Origin of the sequence: Actinosynnema sp. NPDC050436 (genome assembly GCF_040655415.1) — a bacterium.
Classification (GTDB): domain Bacteria; phylum Actinomycetota; class Actinomycetes; order Mycobacteriales; family Pseudonocardiaceae; genus Actinosynnema.
In genome coordinates this window covers 111,363-130,598 of sequence record NZ_JBFAJV010000009.1, presented here as the reverse complement: position 1 = coordinate 130,598, position 19,236 = coordinate 111,363, and the positions used below count along the sequence as shown (strand labels likewise).

Below are 19,236 nucleotides of genomic sequence, written 5' to 3'. Positions count from 1 at the left end.
CATGGAATCGTCGCCGCTCCCCGACCACGCCTCCGGGCACCTGCCGCCCGAGGGTGACCCGCCCGGGACCGACGCGGCCGGCGCGGCACCGGTCGAGCCCGCTGCGGTGCCGACCGGACCCGCTGCGGTGGCGGTCGAGGCCGACGAGGACGCCGTCACCGGCCCGGTCCCGGTCGAGGCGCAGGGCGTCGCGGCACGTCCGGAGCCGGCGGGTGCGGGCGGCGCGGAGCCGGGTGCCAAGGCGTCGTCGCGGGAGTCGTGCCCGGCGTGCGCGGCCCCGGTGTCGGCGCAGGACCGGTTCTGCGAGGAGTGCGGGCGCAACCTGCGCGTGCAGCGGACCCCGCTGGGCGGCCCGGAGGCGGTGGCGGACCCGGCGTGCGGCTGCGGCGGGGCGTTCGACGCCGACGGGTACTGCGGGCGGTGCGGGCGGGCGCGGCCGTCGGTGCGCGACCGGGTCGAGTTCGTGCTGCCCGGCCTGGCCGGGGTGAGCGACCGGGGCCGGCGGCGGCAGCGCAACGAGGACTCGATGGCGTTCGGGCGGGCCCGGGGCCGGGGCGTGGCGGCGGTGGTGTGCGACGGGGTGGCGTCCTCGGAACGCGCCGAGCAGGCGTCGCAGCTCGCCGTGGACGTCGCCCTGGACGTGCTGCTGACCGCCGTGCAGACCGGCGGCGACCTGGAGGGCGCGACCGGTGACGCGGTGCTGGCCGCCGACGCCGCCGTGGGCAGGCTGGCCCGGCCCGGCGCGGAGCAGGTCGCGCCGTCGTGCACGTTCGTCTCGGCGGTGCTGACCGACGACACCGCGACGGTCGGCTGGGTCGGCGACTCGCGCGCCTACCTGGTGGCGGGAGCGGGCGCGGCCCGGCTGACCACGGACGACACCTGGGCGGCGCACCTGGTCGCGGAAGGGGTGCTGACCGAGGAGGAGGCGCTCACCGACCGGCGCGCGCACGTGCTGTCGCGGTGGCTGGGCGCGGACTCGGGGCTCGACGCGCCGCAGACGGTGACCTTCCGGGTGGAGACGCCCGGGTTGCTGGTGCTGTGCAGCGACGGGCTGTGGAACTACCTGCCTGAACCGGAGGACCTGCTGGCCGTGCTGCCGCGCGGGGTCGCCCCGGTCGAGGTGGCGCGCGAACTGGTGGAGGTCGCGTTGAAATCCGGTGGGCACGACAACATCACGGTCGTCGTCCTTCAACTGCGGGGTGGGCATGGCGCTTGAGTTCGCCGTCGAGGTCTTCCAGAACGAGTTCCTGCCGGAGGGCGCGGCGGAGGTGAACGCCATCCTCACCGTGTCCGCGACCGGGGACGCCGGTGGCGGGGCCGCCGAACCGGACGCGGACGCCGCCCAGGTGATCATCGTCGACACCTCCGGGTCGATGCGGTACCCGCCGGCCAAGCTGGCCGCCGCGAAGCGGGCCACCGAGGCGGCGATCGACGCCCTGCGCGACGGGGTGAAGTTCGCGGTGATCGCGGGCACCGAGCGGGCCGAGATGGTCTACCCGGCGCTGCGCCTGCTGTCCGACGCGTCGCCGCAGGCCCGGGTGGTGGCCAAGCGCGCGGTCGCCAAGCTCCAGGCCGACGGCGGCACCGCGATGGGCCAGTGGCTGCTGCTGGCCCAGGAGGTGTTCCGGGGGCACGACAGCGGGCCCCGGCACGCCATCCTGCTGACCGACGGGCAGAACCAGCACGAGACGCCCGAGCAGCTCACCGCCGTGCTGGACCGGGTCGCCGGCGCGTTCACCGGCGACTGCCGGGGCGTGGGCACCGACTGGCAGGTCGCCGAGCTGCGCCGGATCTCCGAGGCGCTGCTGGGCACGGTGGACATCGTGGCCGAGCCGGAGGGGCTGGCCGAGGACTTCCGGGCGATGACCGCGACCGCGATGGGCAAGGCGGTCGCGGACGTGTCGCTGCGCCTGTGGACGCCGGAGGGCGCGGAGGTCAAGTTCCTCAAGCAGGCGTCGCCCGGCCTGCTCGACCTGACCGACCGCCGGGTGGAGGCCGCGCCGCGCACCGGCGACTACCCGACCGGGGCGTGGAGCGGCGCGGAGAGCCGGGACTACCACCTGTGCGTGCGGGTCAAGCCCGCGAACGTCGGCGAGCGGATGCTCGCGGGCCGGGTGAGCCTGGTCGGCCCCGGCGGCGACGTGCTGGGCCAGGGCCGGGTGCTGGCGGTGTGGACCGACGACACGGCGCTGTCCACCCGGATGAGCCCCGAGGTCGCGCACTACACCGGGCAGGCCGAGCTGGCCGAGGCGATCCAGGAGGGTTTGGAGGCGCGCAAGTCCGGCGACGTGGAGACCGCGACCGCCCGGCTGGGGCGGGCCGTGCGGCTCGCGCACGAGTCGGGCAACACCGGCACGGCGAAGCTGCTGGCCAAGGTGGTGGAGGTGCAGGACCCGGCGACCGGCACGGTGAAGCTGCGGGCGCGGGTCGCGGACGTGGACGAGATGACCCTGGACACCCGGTCGACGGTGACCAAGAGGGTCGGGAAGGACCGCTGATGACGACCTGCCCCGCCGGCCACGCCTCGACCACCGACGACTACTGCGACGTGTGCGGCACGCCGCTGGCCGACGCGGCCGAGCGGCCCGACGTTCCCGCGCGGCCCGACCCGGCCGTCGCGGTGGAGGAGTGCGGGTCGTGCGGCGCGGCGCGGCAGGGGCGGTTCTGCGAGGAGTGCGGGCACGACTCGCTGGCCCCGGTCCCGACCTCGGCGCCCGCCGCTGCCGTCCCGGCCCGGGTGGCGTGGCACGCGACGGTCGAGGCGGACCGCGACTACTACCGGCGGGTGGTGTCGGCGGACGGGCCGGACGCGGCGGCGGTGCGGTTCCCCGAGTTCTGCCCGACCCGCCGGTTCGACCTGGTCGGTCCGCAGGTGACGATCGGGCGGCGCAGCCGGTCGCGCGGCGTGTTCCCGACCGTCGACCTGGTGGGCCCGCCGGAGGACCCCGGCGTGTCGCACAGCCACGCGATGCTGGTGTCGGTCGACGGCGGGTGGTCGCTGGTCGACCTGGGCTCGACCAACGGGACGACGGTCAACGGCGGGGACGAGCCCGTGCCGCCGGACCGGCCGCGCCCGCTGGCCGACGGCGACCGGGTGCACGTCGGCGCGTGGACGACGATCACCCTGCACCGATCGGAGTAGTGCCGGTGACCGTCCGGTGATCATCGGGCGAGCGGTGTTCACCTGGCCCGGTCTTTCCGCCCGGCCGGCCCACCACGGCGGGGTGACCCCGGTACTCCGGCGCGGCGGGCGCTGCCAGCCTGGGTGGCATGAGGAGCACCGCGACCGCGCTGATCGCCCTGGTGGCCCTGCTCGCACTGCCGGGCGGGGCCGGGGCCGACCCCCGCGTCATCGGCGGCCGGGCCTCGACCGCCGCGTACCCGTGGATGGTGTCGCTGAGCAACGGCTGCGGCGCGAGCCTGGTGTCCCCGACCTGGCTGGTGACGGCGACGCACTGCGGGCCGGCGAGGTCGGCCCGGATCGGGTCGCTGCGCCTGGACTCCGGCGGCGAGGTGGTCGACATCGGCCGCACGGTCGACAAGCCCGGCACCGACCTGACGATGATGGAGCTGACCAGGCCGTCGACGGCCCGGCCGGTCCCGTTCGCACCCCGCGACCCGGCGGTGGGCACTCCGGTCCGGCTGCTCGGCTGGGGCTGCACGACGTGGCCCGTCTGCCGGACGCCGACCCGGTTGCAGGAGATCGACCTGACCGTCGTGCCCACCGCCGAGTGCGAGGAGGCCGACGAGCGGGACGTGTGCGTGTCCGGCGACGAGGAGCACTCGGCGTGCCACGGCGACTCCGGCGGCCCGGCCCTGGTCCGCGAGCGCGACGAGTGGCACCTGGTGGGCGAGACCCGGGGCGCGGGCGACTGGGACGCCGAGTGCGCCGGCACCACCCTCTACACCGGCACCCACCAGCACCGGTCGTGGATCGACGCCCAACTGGCCACCTGACCACCCCCTCCCCCGGTGCCGTGCGGTCCCCTCCCGCACGGCACCTCCCCGTGCCACGACCGGGCACCCGAAGCGTTGCCATGTCCGCGTTCGGGAGGGGCGACGCCGGGCGGTGATGGTTTCGTGCGAAACTTGTGCTGCTGCAACGTTCGTCGTCGGACCTCGCAGCCACGGGGGAGGGGTTCGCCGGTGGGGGACGCGGTCGACCGGGTGTTGGCGCAGTGGCGGGTGGAGCGGCCGGACGTGGACACGTCGCCGATGGCCGTGTTGGCGCGGGTGGCTCGGCTGGCCCGGTTGGTGGAGCGGGAGAACAAGGAGTTCCTCGCCCACTTCGACCTGGAGCCGGGTGAGTTCGAGGTGTTGACCGCGTTGCGGCGGGCGGGGTCGGTGGAGGGGTTGACCGCCGGCGCGTTCCTGAGCGCCGCGCTGGTCACGGCGGGTGCCATCACCAACCGGGTCGACCGGATGGCGGCCAAGGGGCTGGTGCGGCGGGTGCCCGACCAGGTGGACCGGCGGGTGGTGCGGGTCCGGCTGACCGACGCGGGGCTGGCGCTGGTGGACTCGATGCTGGCCGCGCACATGGCGCGCTGCGCGGCGCTGCTGGAACCGCTGGACCCCTCCACCCAGGCAGCGGTGGCGGACGCGTTGCGGGTGCTGTTGGAGCGGTTCGAGTAGACCGCGAGGTCTCACTGTCCGTGCGGGGTGCGCTGGATCGGGTGTTTGCACGTCCTCGCCTGGATGACCGGGCGGGTCGGGACGTGGGTTCGGGGTCTGACGGGGAAGCCGGTGCCTGGCAGGGGTGGCGCGGTGCGCCCACCAGGCAGGGCTCACGGAGGGAACCGTCCGGTGAAGAGGGCCGACAGGCGCCAGGTGCGACGTGACCCGCTCGCGTACCTGGAGCAGCTCCGCCGGGTCAGCACGACCGGCGTGATCGCGCTCCCGTGGGGCGGCTGGTGCGTCAGCGATCCCGCGCTGGCCCAGGAGCTGCTGCGCCACCCCGGGTTCCACGACGGCAAGTCGACGTTCTTCCGGCACGACCTGCTGCCGACCCGCGCGGCGCAGGTGCAGGTCGGCCACGCGGTGCGCGACGTCCTGCGCGCCCGCCTGCCCGAGTACCGCGCCGCGCTGGACGTGGCGGTGACCGGGCTGCCGGCGACCAGCCGGTGGCCGGCAGCCGGCGCCGGGCTGGTGTACCGCTGCCTGGCCGACCTGCTGCTGCACCCCCTCACCCCGGCCGGTGCCCGGTCGTCGATGGACCGGGCCGCGCGCGCCGGGGTGCTGCGCCGCCCGGCGCGGGTGTGGCAGCGGGCGCGGGCGGAGGTGTGGCGCGGCAGGCTGGTCACGGCCCTGGTCGAGCAGGTCGCCGACCGCCGCGCGCACCCCGCCGACCGGCCGCGCGACGTGCTGGACGCGGTGGTCGGGGCGTGCCCGGACGAGGTGGGCGACCGGGCGGTGGCCGAGCTGTACCTGGCGCTGTTCCGGGCGGTCGTGACGCCGGTCGGCACCTCGCTGGCGTGGTCGGTGCTGCTGGCCTGCCTGCACCACCCGGCCGACGCGCCGTGGCCGTGGCCCGCCGACCAGGTGGTGCGCGAGGCGCTGCGGCACCGCCCGACGGTGTGGATGGTCGGCCGCACGGTGTCGCGCCCCACCGAGTTCGGCGGTGTCCCGGTGCGGCCGGGCGAGCTGCTCTCGGTCAGCCCGTACCTGCTGCACCACGACGAGCGGCACTGGGCCGATCCCGCCGCGTTCCGCCCCGAGCGGTGGGCGGCGAAGGACGGGCTGGGCCCCTACCTGCCCTTCGGCGCGGGCCCGTTCACGTGCGTCGGCGCGGCGGTGGCGCAGGTGCTGACCACCGAGGCGCTGGCCGCGCTCGCCGGCGGCGCGCGGCTGGCGGTCACCCGGGGCGACGCGCGCCCGTCCCCCGGCCTGGTCGACGGCGCGTCGCCGCGACCCTTCACCGTCCACCGCACCGTCCTCGCGACGGGCGGACCCGACCACGCGAAAGGAGGTGACCTGCCATGAAGGCCGCGCTGCACCGCATCTTCCGCACCGCACCGCCGCTGCGCTGGTACTGGTACTAGCGGACCGGTGGTCCCCAGATCCCGGGCCGGTGGGGCCCGCGCGTCCGTCCGGACCCGGGGCCCCACCGGGCCGGGCACCGCGCTACCGGGGGACGGCGTCGAGTGCCTTGAACACCCGCTTGTCCGACACCGTGTAACGGGTGGGGATGGTCTGGGCGAAGTAGCTCAGCCGCAGTTCCTCGATCATCCACCGCACCTCGTCGAGTTCGGGGTGCGGCTCGTCGGCGGGCAGCCGGGTGCGCAGGTCGCGGTACTCGGCGTGGACCTGGTGGATGCGGTCGGTCCAGTCCTGGTCGCGGCGCACGTTCTCGCGCAGCTTCTCCAGCCTGCGGGAGATGCCCTGGAGGTAGCGGTGGATGTCGGACAGGCGGGACGCGCCCGCCTCCGTGACGAAACCGTCGTGCACGAGGCCAGCGAGCTGGGCGCGCACGTCGGCCACGGAGTCGTCGTAGACCGCGCCCTTCACCCCGGCCAGGCGCAGTTCGACGTCCTGGGCGGCGTCGAGCACGTTGCGGACCTCGCGGACGACGTCGAACACCGTCTCGCCCAGGTACTTGCGCACGTACTCGGTGAGCCGGGTGAAGCCCTTGGCGTTCCACGCGGGCCCGCCGGCCGAGGCGACCAGGTGGTCGACGGCGGCGGAGATGCAGTCGGCGAGCAGCGCGGCGACGCCGCCGTGCGGGTTGCGGGTGAGGGTGAGCTTCTCGGCGTTGGTCAGGCCGCGCTGGAGCAGCTTGACCGGTGAGGGCACGGTGAGCAGCAGCAGCCGCCGGGTGCCCCGGCGCATCGCGGCCTCCTGGCGGCCGGGGGTGTCGAGGACCTCCACGGCGACGCTGTCGCCCTTGTCGACCAGCGCCGGGTAGGCGGTGACCACGATCCCGGACTGCCGCCGCTGCACGGTCCGGGGCAGCTCGTCGAGGTCCCACGTGGTCAGGCCGGTGCGGGCGAGGTTGGCCGCGGCGGCGGCGAGGGTCTCCCGGAGCTGCCCGCGCAGCTGCTGCTTGAGCGCGCCGAGGTCCTTGCCCTGGGCCAGTTCGCGGTCGTGCTCGTCCACGACCTGGAAGGTGAGCTTGAGGTGCTCGGGCACCAGGTCGAGCTGCCACTGCTCGCGCGCCACGACCACGCCGGTCAGCGCGCGCAGCTCGCGTTCCAGCGCGGGCAGCAGCGGCTCGTCGGGGTCGATGCGCGACAGGGCGGCGGCGGCCACGTCGGGCACCGGCACGAAGTTGCGCCGCACGGGTTTGGGCAGCGACCGGATCAGCGCCACGACCAGTTCGGTGCGCAGGCCGGGCACCTGCCAGGACAGCGCGTCGTCGGGCACCGAGGTCAGCGCGGGCAGCGGCAGCCGGACGGTGACCCCGTCCACGGCGGTGCCGGGCTCGAACCGGTAGGTCAGCGGCATGGCGATGCCGCCCCGGGTCAGCGCGTCGGGGTACGCCTCGGGGGTGACCTCGGCGCGCTCGTTGACCAGCATCGCCTTGTCGAAGGTGAGCAGGTCGGGCTGGGCGTGCCGGGTCTTCTTCCACCAGGTGTCGAAGTGCCGGGCGGACACCACGTCCGGGCCGACGCGCTGGTCGTAGAACTCGAACAGGGTGTCGTCGTCCACGACGATGTCGCGCCGGCGGGCCCGGTTCTCCAGCTCGGCGACCTCGTCGAGCAGCGCCCGGTTGTGGTGGAAGAACTTGTGGTGGGTGGTCCACTCCCCCTGCACCAGGGCGTGCCGGATGAACAGCTCGCGGCACAGCTCCGGGTCGACCCGCCCGTAGTTCACCTTGCGGGCGCCGACGATCGGCACGCCGTAGAGGGTGACCTTCTCCGAGGCCATCACCGCGCCGCGCTTGGCCTCCCAGTGCGGCTCGCTGTAGGTGCGCTTGACCAGGTGCCCGGCGAGCTGCTCGGCCCACTCGGGTTCGATGCGGGCCACGATCCGGCCCCACAGCCGGGAGGTCTCGACCAGCTCGGCGGCCATCACCCACTGCGGCGGCTTCCGGAACAGCGCCGACCCGGGGAAGATGGCGAACTTGGCGTTGCGCGCGCCCAGGTACTCGGCCGACTGGCGCTTGCCGGGGTCGCGCTTGACGACGTCCTTGAGCCCGATGTGCGACAGCAGCCCGGACAGCAGCGACAGGTGCACGTTGCGCGGCTCGGCGGGCTGCTCGTTGACGTGCACGCCGAGGGTCTTGGCGACCTGGCGGAGCTGGGTGTAGACGTCCTGCCACTCCCGCACCCGCAGGTAGTTGAGGAACTCGGCGCGGCACAGCTTGCGGAACTGGTTGGACGAGAGCGCCTTCTGCTGCTCGCGCAGGTACTGCCACAGGTTGAGGTAGGCCAGGAAGTCCGAGTCGGGGTCCTTGAACCGGTTGTGCTGCTCGTCGGCGGCCTGCTGCTTGTCCGACGGGCGTTCCCGGGGGTCCTGGATGGACAGCGCGGCGGCGATCACCATCACCTCGCGGACGCACCCGTTGCGGTCGGCCTCGACCACCATGCGGGCCAGCCTCGGGTCGACCGGGAGCTGGGCGAGCTTGCGGCCCAGCGGGGTCAGCTCCTGCTTCGCGGGCACGATCGCGCCCAGCTCCTGCAACAGCTGCACGCCGTCGCTGACGTTGCGCGCCTCGGGCGGGTCGATGAACGGGAACGCGGCGATGTCGCCCAGCCCGATCGCGGTCATCTGCAGGATCACCGACGCGAGGTTGGTGCGCAGGATCTCCGGGTCGGTGAACTCCGGGCGCGCGTCGAACGAGTCCTCGCTGTAGAGCCGGATGCAGATGCCCGCCGAGACCCGGCCGCAGCGGCCCTTGCGCTGGTTGGCCGACGCCTGCGAGATCGGCTCGATGGGCAGCCGCTGCACCTTGAGCCGGTTGCTGTAGCGGGAGATCCGCGCGGTGCCCGGGTCCACCACGTACTTGATGCCGGGCACGGTCAGCGACGTCTCGGCGACGTTGGTGGCCAGCACGACCCGGCGGCCCCGGTGCGGCTGGAAGACCCGGTGCTGCTCGCCGAACGACAGCCGCGCGTAGAGCGGCAGCACCTCGGTGCTCGGCAGGTCCAGGGCGGCCAGCGCGTCGGCGGTGTCGCGGATCTCCCGCTCGCCGGACAGGAACACCAGCACGTCGCCTGGGCCCTCGCCCTGTAGTTCGCGGACCGCGTCGCAGATCGCCTGGGTCTGGTCGCGGTCCGGGTCGGCCTCCGGGTCGTCGGGGTCCACGACGGGCCGGTAGCGCACCTCGACCGGGTAGGTGCGGCCGGACACCTCGATGATCGGGGCGTCGGCGAAGTGCCGGGAGAACCGCTCCGGGTCGATCGTGGCGGAGGTGATGACGACCTTGAGGTCGGGCCGGCGGGGCAGCAGCTGCTTGAGGTAGCCCAGCAGGAAGTCGACGTTGAGGCTGCGCTCGTGCGCCTCGTCGATGATGATCGTGTCGTAGCGCGACAGCGTCCGGTCGGACTGCAGCTCGGCCAGCAGGATGCCGTCGGTCATCAGCTTGACCAGCGTGTCGTCGCCGGACTGGTCGGTGAACCGGACCTTGTAGCCCACCGCCTGGCCCAGCTCGGTGCCCAGCTCCTGCGCGACCCGCTCGGCCACCGTGCGGGCGGCCAGCCGGCGCGGCTGGGTGTGCCCGATCTGCCCGAGCACGCCCCGGCCCAGCTCCAGGCAGATCTTGGGGATCTGGGTGGTCTTGCCCGACCCGGTCTCCCCCGCGACGATCACCACCTGGTGGTCGCGGATGAGCGCGGCGATGTCGTCCTTGCGCGCGCTGACCGGCAGCTCGGCCGGGTAGGTGACCTTCGGCACGGCGTCGCGGCGCAGCGCGACGCGCAACTCCGCCCGCTCGATCTCGGCGGCGATCTCGGCGTGGACGGCGTCGCGGGCCGCGCCGTCGCGGACCCTGCGCGCCCCGTCGAGCCGACGGCCCAGCCGCCGCTGGTCCCCGGACATCAGGTCGGACAGGCGTCGGTGCAGGTCGGAGTGCGCGGTGGTGTTCATGCTGCCGATCAGGATAGTGGTGCGCCGCGACCGGGGCCGCCGAATATCGGCCCGGTCGCGGCGCGGATCACGGCCGGTAGGGCGAACCGCCGTCGCGGATGCCCGCCACCAGCCCCTCCAGGTGGGCGGTGAGCAGGCGGTGCAGGCCCGGCCCGAAGCTCACCCGGGCGGCGCCCAGCGCACCCAGCTCGGCCGGTGTCGGCCCGCCGGCGTGGTGGGCGAGGTTGACCGGGCCCGCCACGGCGCGGCAGTACTCGGCGACCCGGTCGGCGGCCAGCCCGATCGGGTAGACGCAGTCCGCGCCCGCCGCCAGGTAGGCGCGCCCGCGCTCCACCCCGGCCTCGAACGACGGGTCGGGCCGCAGGAACACGTCCACCCGGGCGTTGAGCACCAGGTCCGGGTCGGCGGTGCGCACCGCGCCCAGGAACTCGACCTGCTCGGCGAGCGCCACCAACTCCGAGGTGGCCGGGTCGGAGTCCTCCAGGTTGCAGCCGACCGCGCCAGCGTCGGCCAGCCGGGCGGCGACCTCGGCGGGCGGCAGCCGGTAGCCGCGCTCCACGTCGGCGGTGACCGGCACGTCGACCGCGCGGACCACCCGGGCGACGGCGGCGAACGCCTCGTCGGCGGGCATGTCCTCGCCGTCGCGGTAGCCCAGCGACGCGGTGACCGCCGCGCTGGCCGTGGCCACCGCCGGGAACGCGGCGGCGACCACCCGCGCGGACGCGGCGTCCCACACGTTCGGCAGCACGACCGGCCGGCCCGGCACGTGCAGCGCGCGCAGCGCGGCGGCGAGGGCGGCCCGGCTCACCGGGACACCTGCCAGGCACCGGTCGTGGCGACCACCCGGTTCCAGGTGTTGATCGTCGCCACCACCCACAGCAGCTCGGCCAGCTCCTGCTGGTCGAAGTGCCGCGCGGCCTCCTCCCGCACGGCCTCGGGCACCCCGGCGGGCAGCGCCGTCACCGCCTCGGCCAGGGCCAGCGCGGCGCGCTCCCGCCCGTCGAAGCCGGGTGCCTCGCGCCACACCGGCAGCAGGTCCAGCCGGCGCTGCTCCTCCCCCGCCGCGTGGGCCTCGCCGGTGTGCAGGTCGACGCAGTACGCGCACCCGTTGACCTGGGACACCCGCACCTGCACCAGCTCCTGGAGCCGGGGGTCGAGCGAGTTGCGCTTGGACGCCTTGGACAGGCCGTACATCGCCTCCAGCGTCGCCGGGGTCAACTCGGCCACCGGCAGTGTCATCGTCATGGCCCCACCCTAGGAACCCCTTGGCCCGTTGCTAAGGTCCACTCCCGTGCCGGACGAGTGGGCCAATACCGAGTGGGCCGATACCGGGTCGGGCCTCGACCTGCACCTGGAACTCGACCCCGGCACCGGCCGCCGCGCCGCGCTGGAGCACGCGCTGCGCGACGCCATCCGCGACGGACGCCTCACCCCCGGCGCGCGCCTGCCCGCCACCCGCCGGCTCGCCGTCGAACTCGGCCTGGCCCGCAACACCGTCGCCGCCGCCTACGACCAGCTCGTCGCCGAGGGCTACCTCGCCGCACGCCGGGGCGCCGGCACCCGGGTCGCCGCCCTGACCGGCCCGCGCCCCGCCGCCCCGGCACCCGGCGGGCCCGCCACCGCGCCGCACCACGACCTGCGGCCCGGCAGCCCCCACCCCACCGCCTTCCCCACCGCCGACTGGCTGCGCAGCACCCGCCGCGCACTCACCTCCCCCGCTTGGGCGCACCACTGCACCGACCCGCGCGGCCGGGTCGAACTCCGCCGCGCCCTGGCCGACTACCTCGGCCGCACCCGGGGCGTGCACGCCGACCCCGCCCACATCGTCGTCACCACCGGCTGCGCGCAGGGCCTGTCGCTGCTCGCGGGCGTCCTGGACGGACCGGTCGCCATGGAGGACCCCGGCCTGGCCTTCCACCGCGAGGTGGTGCGCCGCGCCGGCCGCGAGGTCGTGCCGCTGCCGGTCGACCGCGACGGCGCGCACTCGCCCCCCGACGTGGCCGCCGCCGTCGTCACCCCCGCCCACCAGTTCCCGACCGGCGTCACCCTGCACCCCGCCCGCCGGCACGCCCTCGTCGCCTGGGCCCGCGCCACCGGCGCGCTCCTCGTGGAGGACGACTACGACGGCGAGTACCGCTACGACCGGCAACCCGTCGGCGCGGTCCAGGGCACCGCACCCGACCACGTGGTCTACGCGGGCAGCGCGTCCAAGACCCTCGGCCCCGCCGTCCGGCTGGGCTGGCTGGTGCTCCCGCCCCGGCTGGTCGACCCGGTCGCCGACGCCAAGCGGCACGCCGACCACCGGACCGGCGCGCTCGACCAGCTCACCCTGGCCGACCTGATCACCGGCCACGGCTACGACCGGCACGTCCGCGCCTCCCGGCTGCGCTACCGGCGACGCCGCGACCTGCTCCTGCAAATCCTGCGCGGACACACCGCCCACGGCGTGTCCGCCGGCCTGCACGCCCTGGTCCACCACCCCGACGAGGACGCCGCCACCACCGCCGCAGCCGAGCGCGGCCTGGTCTTCGGCCGCCTGGGCGAGCACCGCCACCGACCCGACCCGGACGCGCCGCAGGGCCTGGTCGTCGGCTACGGCACCCCCGCCGAACACGCCTACCGACCGGCCCTGCGCGCCCTCGCCCGGGTGCTCGCCGACCGGTGATCAGGGCGTCAGGTCGACCGCCGCCGCCATCGACCCGTCCATGTGGAACGGCGTCGACGCGTGCTCGTGCGCGATCCGCCACCGCCCGTCGACCTCGCGCAACCCCAACGTCGACCGGAACCACAGCACGAACGCCTCGCTGCCACCCCTCGGCACCGCCGACAACCGGTGCAGCGAGTGGCAGAACGCCACCCCGTCACCCTCCACCACCTCCAGGTCCCGCACCTCGTAGTCCACCGCGCCCGCGAACCCGGCGAACCACGCCCGCAGCACCTCCGGGTCGGTCACCTGCGGCGCGGTGTGCCGCAACGGCGGGGCCAACGTGAACGCCACCGCCTCCGGCAGGTAGTCCGCCGTCAACGCCTCCGCGTCCCCCGCGCGCATCGCCTCGGCCCGCCGCGCGACCATGTCCCCGATCCGCGTCCCGTCACCCATGATCGTCCTCCCACCGAAAGCACCCCCAGCGGGTGCCGCCACCTCGGACGTCGACACCGGGACCCGGATCTCGACACGACCCGCGACACCACTTTCGGAGCACCCGTGAAGTACCTGATCCTGATCCACGCCAACCCCGAGTCCCGCGCCATCTGGGACGGCCTGCCCGCCGACGAGCGCGCCGCCGGCCTCGCCGCCTACGCCCGGCTCGACGACGACCTGGCCGCCACCGGCGAACTGCTCGCCTCCGAAGCCCTCACCGACCCGGCGCGCACCAAGCGGCTCGTCCTGCGCGACGGCCAGGCCACCACCACCGACGGGCCCTTCGCCGAGACCAAGGAACAGCTCGCCGGCTTCTACCTGGTCGACTGCCCCGACCTCGACCGCGCCGTCGAGATCGCCTGGCGCATCCCCGAAGCCCGCCTCGGCCTGGTCGAGGTCCGCCCCGTCCGCGACCTCGCCGACTTCGCGCCGTGACCCTCGACCCCCTGCTCCGCGAACTCGCGCCCCAGGTCCTCACCGCCCTCGTCCGCCACCACGGCGGCTTCGACGCCTGCGAGGACGCCGTCCAGGAGGCACTGCTCGCCGCCGCCCGCCAGTGGCCCGCCGACGGCCTCCCCGCCAACCCCAAGGCGTGGCTGATCACCGTCGCCTCCCGCCGCCGCATCGAAGCCCACCGCGCCGACACCGCCCGCCGCCGCCGCGAGGAGACCGCGTTCGCCCTCACCCCGCCCGACCCCGACCCCGTGCCGGGCGTGGACGACACGCTCACCCTGCTCGCGCTGTGCTGCCACCCCGCCCTCACCCCGCCGTCCCAGGTCGCCCTCACCCTGCGCGCGGTCGGCGGCCTCACCACCGCCGAGATCGCCCGCGCGTTCCTCGTCCCCGAAGCCACCATCGCCCAGCGCATCAGCCGCGCCAAGCAGAAGATCAAGGGCACCCGCTTCGCCCCACCACCCGCCGACCGGCGCGAGGAACGCCTCGACGCCGTCCGCCACGTCCTCTACCTCGTGTTCACCGAGGGCCACACGGCCGGCTCCGGCGACGCCCTGCACCGCGTCGACCTCACCGCCGAGGCCATCCGGCTCACCCGCGCCCTCCCACCCGACGGCGAGACCACCGGCCTGCTCGCCCTCATGCTGCTCACCGACGCCCGCCGCCCCGCCCGCACCACCCCCGACGGCGACCTGGTCCCCCTCGCCGACCAGGACCGGGCGCTGTGGGACGCCGACGCCATCGCCGAGGGCACCCGCCTGATCACCCACGCCCTGGCCACCGCGCCCATCGGCCCCTACCAGCTCCAAGCCGCCATCGCCGCCGTGCACGCCGAGGCCACCACCGCCCAGGACACCGACTGGCCCCAGATCCTCACCCTCTACGACCTGCTGCACAGCATCGCGCCCGGCCCCGTGGTCGCGCTCAACCGGATCGTCGCCACCGCCATGGTCCACGGCCCCACCACCGCCCTGGCCCGCCTCGACGCCGCCGAGACCGACCCCGCACTGGCCCGCCACCACCGCGCGCACGCCGTCCGCGCCCACCTGCTCGACCTCGCCGGCGACCACGACGCCGCCCGCACCCACTACGAACAGGCCGCCCGCACCACCCTCAACCTCCCCGAACGCCGCTACCTCGAAGCCCGCGCCCACCCCCCGGCGCGGCGGCGATCAACGACAAACCGCCGTTCGGCGGATACCGGAGGACCCCAGGACTGGTGAGGTAGACCCTGCGATGCGTCGGGGGACACGTCGAAGGAGAAACCAGCTTGTTCCGACCCGTGCCGGTGCCGGCACTCCCGCCCAGCACCGCACTGGCCGGCCTGGCCACGACCACGACCGGGCACGCCTGGCTCGCCGGCACCACCGGCGTGTTCACCAGCAGGCCCTCCGCACCCCTGGTCCTGCGCTGGACCGGCGTCGACTGGACCGAGGAGGCCCTGCCCGGTCTCACCACCGCCGCCAGCCTCGCCGGCATCTCCGCCACCGGCCCCGACGACGTGTGGGCCGTCGGCAACAGCGCCGGCCGCCCCCTCGTCCTGCACTACGACGGCACCCGCTGGCACACCGTCGACACCCCCGCCCTCCCCTGGGCCAAGGCCGTCGCCGCCATCACCCCCGACGACGTCCACGTCGTCGGCGCGGGCAGCGACACCCTGCACTGGGACGGCCGCCACTGGACCCGCACCACCACCCTCACCTCCACCCGCGAAACCCTGCACACCATCACCGCCACCGCGCCCGACGACGTCTGGGCCGGCGGCGGCGGCCTCACCGGGGCCGGGGCCGCCGCCTACGAGTACCCCGTCCTCGTCCACTGGGACGGCCACACCTGGACCGACCTGCACGGACCCCGCCCCGACCACGGCCACGTCACCGGCCTCGCCGCCACCGCCCCCGACGACCTCTGGCTGGCCCACACCCACGACACCGACGGCCTGCAACTGCACCACTACGACGGCCACCGCTGGCACCCCGTGCCCCCGCCCGCCGACCACGACCGGCTCAGCCTGCACGGCGTCGCACCGGGCTGGACCTGGGGCGTCCGCGCCGGCCGCCGCAGCTTCGAGACCCGCCCCTCCTACCACCGCTGGACCGGCGACGGCTGGACCCCCGTCCCCCTGCCCGACGACCTCGCCCGCACCTCCGCCTCGCACGTCGGCCTCGCCACCAACGGCACCACCACCTGGGCCTACCTCAAAACAGCGGCGGGCGTGCACGTCCTGCGGCACACTGCGCCGTGACCTTCACCCTCACCGTCCTGGGCACCGCCACCCCCTACCCGCGCCCCGACCACGCCTGCTCCGGCTACCTGCTGCGCACCGCCACCACCTCGGTCTGGGTCGACGCCGGCCCCGGCACCCTGGCCAACCTCCAGCGCCACGCCACCCCCGACCGGCTCGACGCCGTGTGGATCTCGCACACCCACGCCGACCACGCCGCCGACCTGCTGCCCGCCTACTACGCCCTGCTCCACGCCGACCTGCGCCCCACCCGACCGCTGCCCCTCTACGGGCCGCCCGGACTGGCCGCCCGCCTCGAGCACTTCCTCGCGAGCACCGGGCCCAACCCCGCGCACGCCGCGTTCGAGGTGCACGAGCTGCACGACGGCCACCGCGCCGAGGTCGGCGACCTCGTCCTGACCAGCCGCGCCGTCGAGCACGGCCTGCCCGCGTTCGGCCTGCGCGCCACCCACGGGGACCGGACCCTGGCCTACTCCGGCGACACCGGCCCGTGCCGAGCCCTGCACGACCTCGCCGCCGGCGCGGACCTGTTCCTGTGCGAGGCCGACGGCGCCGAGCCCCGCCCCGACCACTGCACCCCCGAGGACGCGGCCGACGCCGCCCGGGGCGCCGGCCGGCTGCTGCTCACCCACATCGGCCACACCCTCACCGAGCACCAGGCCGTCGACCGCGCCGGCGCACCCGCCGCGCACGACCACGAGACCCACCCCGTGGGGTGAGCGCGCGACGCCGGTCAGGCGACCCCGATGGCGCGCGTGATGGAGTCGAGCACTCCGGGGAACCGGCGCTCCATGTCGGCGGCCCGCAGCTCGTGCGTGCGGTAGCTGCCCTGCGGCGTCACCCGGAGCACGCCCGCCTCGCGCAGCACCTTCAGGTGGTGCGACAGCGTCGACATGCTGACCGGGACGTCGAACTGGCCGCACACGATCCCGCCCGAGCGCGCCAGCTCGGCGACGATCCGCAGCCGGATCGGGTCGGCCAGCGCGCTCAGCACCGAGGAGAGGTTCAGGTCCTCCACGTCCGGGTGTTGTAGAGCGCGCATGAGCGGGATCGTAGCGACCGGTGTCAAGGATTGATTCCAGTGATCACTGAAGGAATTTACATTATTGACACTGATAGGGTGATCACCGTGAGCCTGCCCGAACCGGTGCGCGCCGGACTGGAGCGCGTCACCCACCCGGCCCTGGTCGACGTCGCCGCCCTGGACCAGGTGCGCCGCCGCTTCGACGACGAGCAGGCCGCCGCCCTGGCCGGCTACCTGCACGCCGCCCAGTCCCCCAACACGCTGCGCGCCTACCGGTCGGACTGGGTGGCCTGGGCCGCGTGGTGCGAGCGCGAGGGCCGCCAGGCGCTGCCCGCCGACCCGGTGGACGTCGCGGTGTACCTCGCGGTGGCCGCGCGCGGCGCGAAGCCGGACGGCTCCCCCGCGTTCAGCCCGTCCACGCTGGAGCGCAAGGCGGCGGCGATCGCCGCCGTGCACGCCGCCGGCGGCCTGCCCTCCCCCACCCGCTCGGACGTCGTCCGGCTGACCCTGCGCGGCATCCGGCGAACCCACCGCGACCAGCCCCGCCGCAAGCGGCCGGTGCTGCTGGACACCCTGGAGGCGCTGCTCGCCGAGCGACCCGCGCCCGGCTGGCCGTCCGGGGCCGCCCGCCGGCGGGACGCCCTGCTGCTGCTGGTCGGGTTCGCGGGCGCGCTGCGGCGCAGCGAGCTGGCGGCGCTGGACCTGGCCGACGTGGTGGTCGACGTCGACCCGCGCACCCACGAGCCGCTGCTGCTGGTGCAGCTCGGTGTCACCAAGACCGACCGGACCGGCGCGCACCGCCAGACCGTCGTGCTGCCCCGGGGCGCGCGGCGGCCGACCTGCCCGGTGTGCGCGTTCGCGGACTGGGCGGACGTGCTGACCGCGGCGGACCCGAGGGCGCTGCTGGAGGACGAGCCGGAGACCCCGCACACCCACCGCTGCCACTCCTACCGGCCCCGACCGCTGTCCGGGCCGCTGTTCCCGTCGGTGAGCCGGCACGGCCGGCTGGGCGCGCGGCCGATGTCGGACAAGGCGGTGTCGGACGTGGTGAAGCGGTACGCGTCGAAGGCGGGCCTGGACCCGGCGCTGTTCGGCGGCCACTCGCTGCGCGCCGGGTTCGCCACGCAGGCCGCGCTGGGCGGGGCGAGCGACCGGGAGATCATGCGGCAGGGCCGCTGGACCAACCCGCGCACCGTGCACCGCTACATCCGGACGGCGAACCCGTTGGAGGACAACGCTGTCACCCGCCTCGGACTGTGACGCACAGCGCACGACCGGTTGTTAACTGTAAACAAGCTCCCTGCTTTCGGACGCGGCCGAACGGCGCAGCGAAATGCTCCGCAAGACCGCTTGCCAGGATTTGTTCACAGAGCGTTTCCACATAGTTTGAGCTGCGGTTTTGCTAGATTTGCGAGCGTTCGGCACATGTCTGACCTGCGTTGCCGGGCTAAATGTGAGAATCGCTCGCGTCTAAAGGGAGCATTCACCACCGCTTTAACGCCCATACGATCAGTTCACTTGGTCGACCGCCCCGGCCGATGGCGTTCCGCCGCCCGACCGGTGGCCCCCGGACTACCCTGCACTGTCCGGGGGCCACACGTGAGCTTCGCAAGTCGTTCCTCGCGCCCCGCCCGGACCCGCGAGCGCTACGCCCCGGTGGTCCCGCCGACGACGGCGTCCGACGAGGGCGGGGCCTGCCCGTCGTGCGGGGCGGGCGGCACGAGGCCGGACAGGTCGCCGCCGTTGTCGTTGACCCGCAGCACGAACGGCCGGGTCTCGGTGTACTGGACCACCGACACCGACGCCGGGTCGACCACGATCCGCTGGAAGCCGTCCAGGTGCACGCCCAGCGCGTCCGCGAGCACCGCCTTGATCACGTCGCCGTGGCTGCACGCCACCCACACCGCGCGCGGCCCGAACTCGGCGGTCACCCGCGCGTCGTGGGCGCGGATCGCGGCCACCGCGCGCGCCTGCACGGCCGCCAGGCCCTCCCCGCCCGGGAACACGGCGGCCGAGGGGTGCTGCTGCACGACCTGCCACAGCGGCTCGGCGAGCAGCTCCTTGAGCGCGCGGCCGGTCCAGTCGCCGTACTCGACCTCGGCCAGCTCCGGCTCCACCCCGGCGGTCAGGCCCCGGTCGGCCAGCAGCGGCGCGACGGTCTGCCGGCAGCGCTCCAGCGGCGAGGTGACCACGGCGTCGACCGGCACCCCGGCCAGCCGCCCGACCAGCGCCGCCGCCTGCTCCTCGCCCCGACCGGCGAGCCGGACGCCCGGTTGCCGGCCGGCGAGCACGCCCGACCCGTTGGCGGTGGAGCGGGCGTGTCGGAGCAGGATCACGGTAGCCACCGCA

At 75.0% G+C, this 19,236-nt stretch carries 18 protein-coding genes; 12 read left to right on the top strand and 6 right to left on the bottom strand.

Annotated features, from left to right (window positions below):
* Position 1 precedes the first annotated feature (1 nt).
* The 6 genes from AB0I60_RS22175 to AB0I60_RS22150 all read left to right on the top strand — a co-directional run bounded on the left by AB0I60_RS22175 (position 2) and on the right by AB0I60_RS22150 (position 5,979).
* The gene (locus tag AB0I60_RS22175; protein ID WP_360732525.1) at positions 2-1,216 is read left to right on the top strand and encodes a PP2C family serine/threonine-protein phosphatase; all 1,215 of its coding nucleotides are present in this window, start codon (positions 2-4) and stop codon (positions 1,214-1,216) included.
* The gene (locus tag AB0I60_RS22170) at positions 1,206-2,498 is read left to right on the top strand and encodes a VWA domain-containing protein (RefSeq protein ID WP_360732523.1); all 1,293 of its coding nucleotides are present in this window, start codon (positions 1,206-1,208) and stop codon (positions 2,496-2,498) included. Before AB0I60_RS22175 ends, AB0I60_RS22170 begins: the two co-directional genes overlap by 11 nt.
* Positions 2,498-3,142, top strand: coding sequence for an FHA domain-containing protein (locus tag AB0I60_RS22165; protein WP_360732521.1), 645 nt, complete (start codon positions 2,498-2,500; stop codon positions 3,140-3,142). The genes AB0I60_RS22170 and AB0I60_RS22165 overlap by 1 nt, the downstream gene beginning before the upstream one ends.
* Positions 3,143-3,270: 128 nt before the next feature.
* Positions 3,271-3,957, top strand: a complete 687-nt coding sequence (locus tag AB0I60_RS22160) for a serine protease (RefSeq protein WP_360732519.1) — start codon at positions 3,271-3,273, stop codon at positions 3,955-3,957.
* Positions 3,958-4,146: 189 nt separating this feature from the next.
* Positions 4,147-4,632 carry a MarR family transcriptional regulator gene (locus AB0I60_RS22155; RefSeq protein ID WP_360732518.1) on the top strand — a complete coding sequence of 162 codons (486 nt, stop codon included), beginning with the start codon at positions 4,147-4,149 and terminating at the stop codon, positions 4,630-4,632.
* 171 nt (positions 4,633-4,803) lie between these two features.
* Positions 4,804-5,979, top strand: a complete 1,176-nt coding sequence (locus AB0I60_RS22150) for a cytochrome P450 (protein ID WP_360732516.1) — start codon at positions 4,804-4,806, stop codon at positions 5,977-5,979.
* A 141-nt stretch (positions 5,980-6,120) separates the two neighbouring features.
* On the opposite strand, the gene hrpA is transcribed toward AB0I60_RS22150, so the two are convergent.
* The 3 genes from hrpA to AB0I60_RS22135 all read right to left on the bottom strand — a co-directional run bounded on the left by hrpA (position 6,121) and on the right by AB0I60_RS22135 (position 11,268).
* Entirely contained in the window at positions 6,121-10,023 is a 3,903-nt protein-coding gene (gene hrpA, locus AB0I60_RS22145; RefSeq protein ID WP_360732514.1) for an ATP-dependent RNA helicase HrpA, read from the bottom strand.
* A gap of 67 nt (positions 10,024-10,090) precedes the next feature.
* The gene (locus AB0I60_RS22140) at positions 10,091-10,831 is read right to left on the bottom strand and encodes an isocitrate lyase/phosphoenolpyruvate mutase family protein (RefSeq protein ID WP_360732512.1); all 741 of its coding nucleotides are present in this window, start codon (positions 10,829-10,831) and stop codon (positions 10,091-10,093) included.
* On the bottom strand, positions 10,828-11,268 hold the full coding sequence (locus AB0I60_RS22135; protein ID WP_360732510.1) for a carboxymuconolactone decarboxylase family protein: 441 nt from the start codon (positions 11,266-11,268) through the stop codon (positions 10,828-10,830). Before AB0I60_RS22135 ends, AB0I60_RS22140 begins: the two co-directional genes overlap by 4 nt.
* 46 nt (positions 11,269-11,314) lie before the next feature.
* Here AB0I60_RS22135 and AB0I60_RS22130 point away from each other — a divergent pair, with 46 nt between their 5' ends.
* Positions 11,315-12,688 carry a PLP-dependent aminotransferase family protein gene (locus AB0I60_RS22130; protein ID WP_360732508.1) on the top strand — a complete coding sequence of 458 codons (1,374 nt, stop codon included), beginning with the start codon at positions 11,315-11,317 and terminating at the stop codon, positions 12,686-12,688.
* Here the strand turns inward: AB0I60_RS22130 and AB0I60_RS22125 are convergent, their stop codons facing one another.
* On the bottom strand, positions 12,689-13,123 hold the full coding sequence (locus AB0I60_RS22125; protein WP_360732506.1) for a nuclear transport factor 2 family protein: 435 nt from the start codon (positions 13,121-13,123) through the stop codon (positions 12,689-12,691).
* Positions 13,124-13,228: 105 nt separating this feature from the next.
* Here AB0I60_RS22125 and AB0I60_RS22120 point away from each other — a divergent pair, with 105 nt between their 5' ends.
* From AB0I60_RS22120 to AB0I60_RS22105, 4 genes are read left to right on the top strand one after another with little or no spacing between them, the layout of a single operon-like run.
* Positions 13,229-13,600, top strand: coding sequence for a YciI family protein (locus tag AB0I60_RS22120; protein ID WP_360732504.1), 372 nt, complete (start codon positions 13,229-13,231; stop codon positions 13,598-13,600).
* Positions 13,597-14,841, top strand: coding sequence for a DUF6596 domain-containing protein (locus tag AB0I60_RS22115; RefSeq protein ID WP_360732502.1), 1,245 nt, complete (start codon positions 13,597-13,599; stop codon positions 14,839-14,841). Before AB0I60_RS22120 ends, AB0I60_RS22115 begins: the two co-directional genes overlap by 4 nt.
* A gap of 47 nt (positions 14,842-14,888) precedes the next feature.
* The gene (locus AB0I60_RS22110) at positions 14,889-15,863 is read left to right on the top strand and encodes a hypothetical protein (RefSeq protein ID WP_360732500.1); all 975 of its coding nucleotides are present in this window, start codon (positions 14,889-14,891) and stop codon (positions 15,861-15,863) included.
* Positions 15,860-16,582 carry an MBL fold metallo-hydrolase gene (locus AB0I60_RS22105; protein ID WP_360732498.1) on the top strand — a complete coding sequence of 241 codons (723 nt, stop codon included), beginning with the start codon at positions 15,860-15,862 and terminating at the stop codon, positions 16,580-16,582. Before AB0I60_RS22110 ends, AB0I60_RS22105 begins: the two co-directional genes overlap by 4 nt.
* A 14-nt stretch (positions 16,583-16,596) precedes the next feature.
* Here the strand turns inward: AB0I60_RS22105 and AB0I60_RS22100 are convergent, their stop codons facing one another.
* A complete protein-coding gene (locus tag AB0I60_RS22100) occupies positions 16,597-16,905 on the bottom strand; it encodes a helix-turn-helix domain-containing protein (protein WP_360732496.1) in 309 nt (102 codons plus the stop codon).
* Positions 16,906-16,983: 78 nt separating this feature from the next.
* On the opposite strand from AB0I60_RS22100, the gene AB0I60_RS22095 reads away from it, so the two are divergent.
* Positions 16,984-18,147 carry a site-specific integrase gene (locus AB0I60_RS22095; protein WP_360732494.1) on the top strand — a complete coding sequence of 388 codons (1,164 nt, stop codon included), beginning with the start codon at positions 16,984-16,986 and terminating at the stop codon, positions 18,145-18,147.
* Between the two features lie 386 nt (positions 18,148-18,533).
* On the opposite strand, the gene AB0I60_RS22090 is transcribed toward AB0I60_RS22095, so the two are convergent.
* The gene (locus AB0I60_RS22090; protein ID WP_360732493.1) at positions 18,534-19,232 is read right to left on the bottom strand and encodes a histidine phosphatase family protein; all 699 of its coding nucleotides are present in this window, start codon (positions 19,230-19,232) and stop codon (positions 18,534-18,536) included.
* Between the last annotated feature and the right edge of the window lie 4 nt (positions 19,233-19,236).

What these genes read in the sequence shown, in the direction of transcription:
- AB0I60_RS22175 (WP_360732525.1), top strand. Translation starts at nt 2, where the DNA reads ATGGAATCGTCGCCGCTCCCCGACCACGCCTCCGGGCACCTGCCGCCC.
- AB0I60_RS22170 (WP_360732523.1), top strand. Translation starts at nt 1,206, where the DNA reads ATGGCGCTTGAGTTCGCCGTCGAGGTCTTCCAGAACGAGTTCCTGCCG.
- AB0I60_RS22165 (WP_360732521.1), top strand. Translation starts at nt 2,498, where the DNA reads ATGACGACCTGCCCCGCCGGCCACGCCTCGACCACCGACGACTACTGC.
- AB0I60_RS22160 (WP_360732519.1), top strand. Translation starts at nt 3,271, where the DNA reads ATGAGGAGCACCGCGACCGCGCTGATCGCCCTGGTGGCCCTGCTCGCA.
- hrpA (WP_360732514.1), bottom strand. Translation starts at nt 10,023, where the DNA reads ATGAACACCACCGCGCACTCCGACCTGCACCGACGCCTGTCCGACCTG.
- AB0I60_RS22135 (WP_360732510.1), bottom strand. Translation starts at nt 11,268, where the DNA reads ATGACGATGACACTGCCGGTGGCCGAGTTGACCCCGGCGACGCTGGAG.
- AB0I60_RS22125 (WP_360732506.1), bottom strand. Translation starts at nt 13,123, where the DNA reads ATGGGTGACGGGACGCGGATCGGGGACATGGTCGCGCGGCGGGCCGAG.
- AB0I60_RS22100 (WP_360732496.1), bottom strand. Translation starts at nt 16,905, where the DNA reads ATGCGCGCTCTACAACACCCGGACGTGGAGGACCTGAACCTCTCCTCG.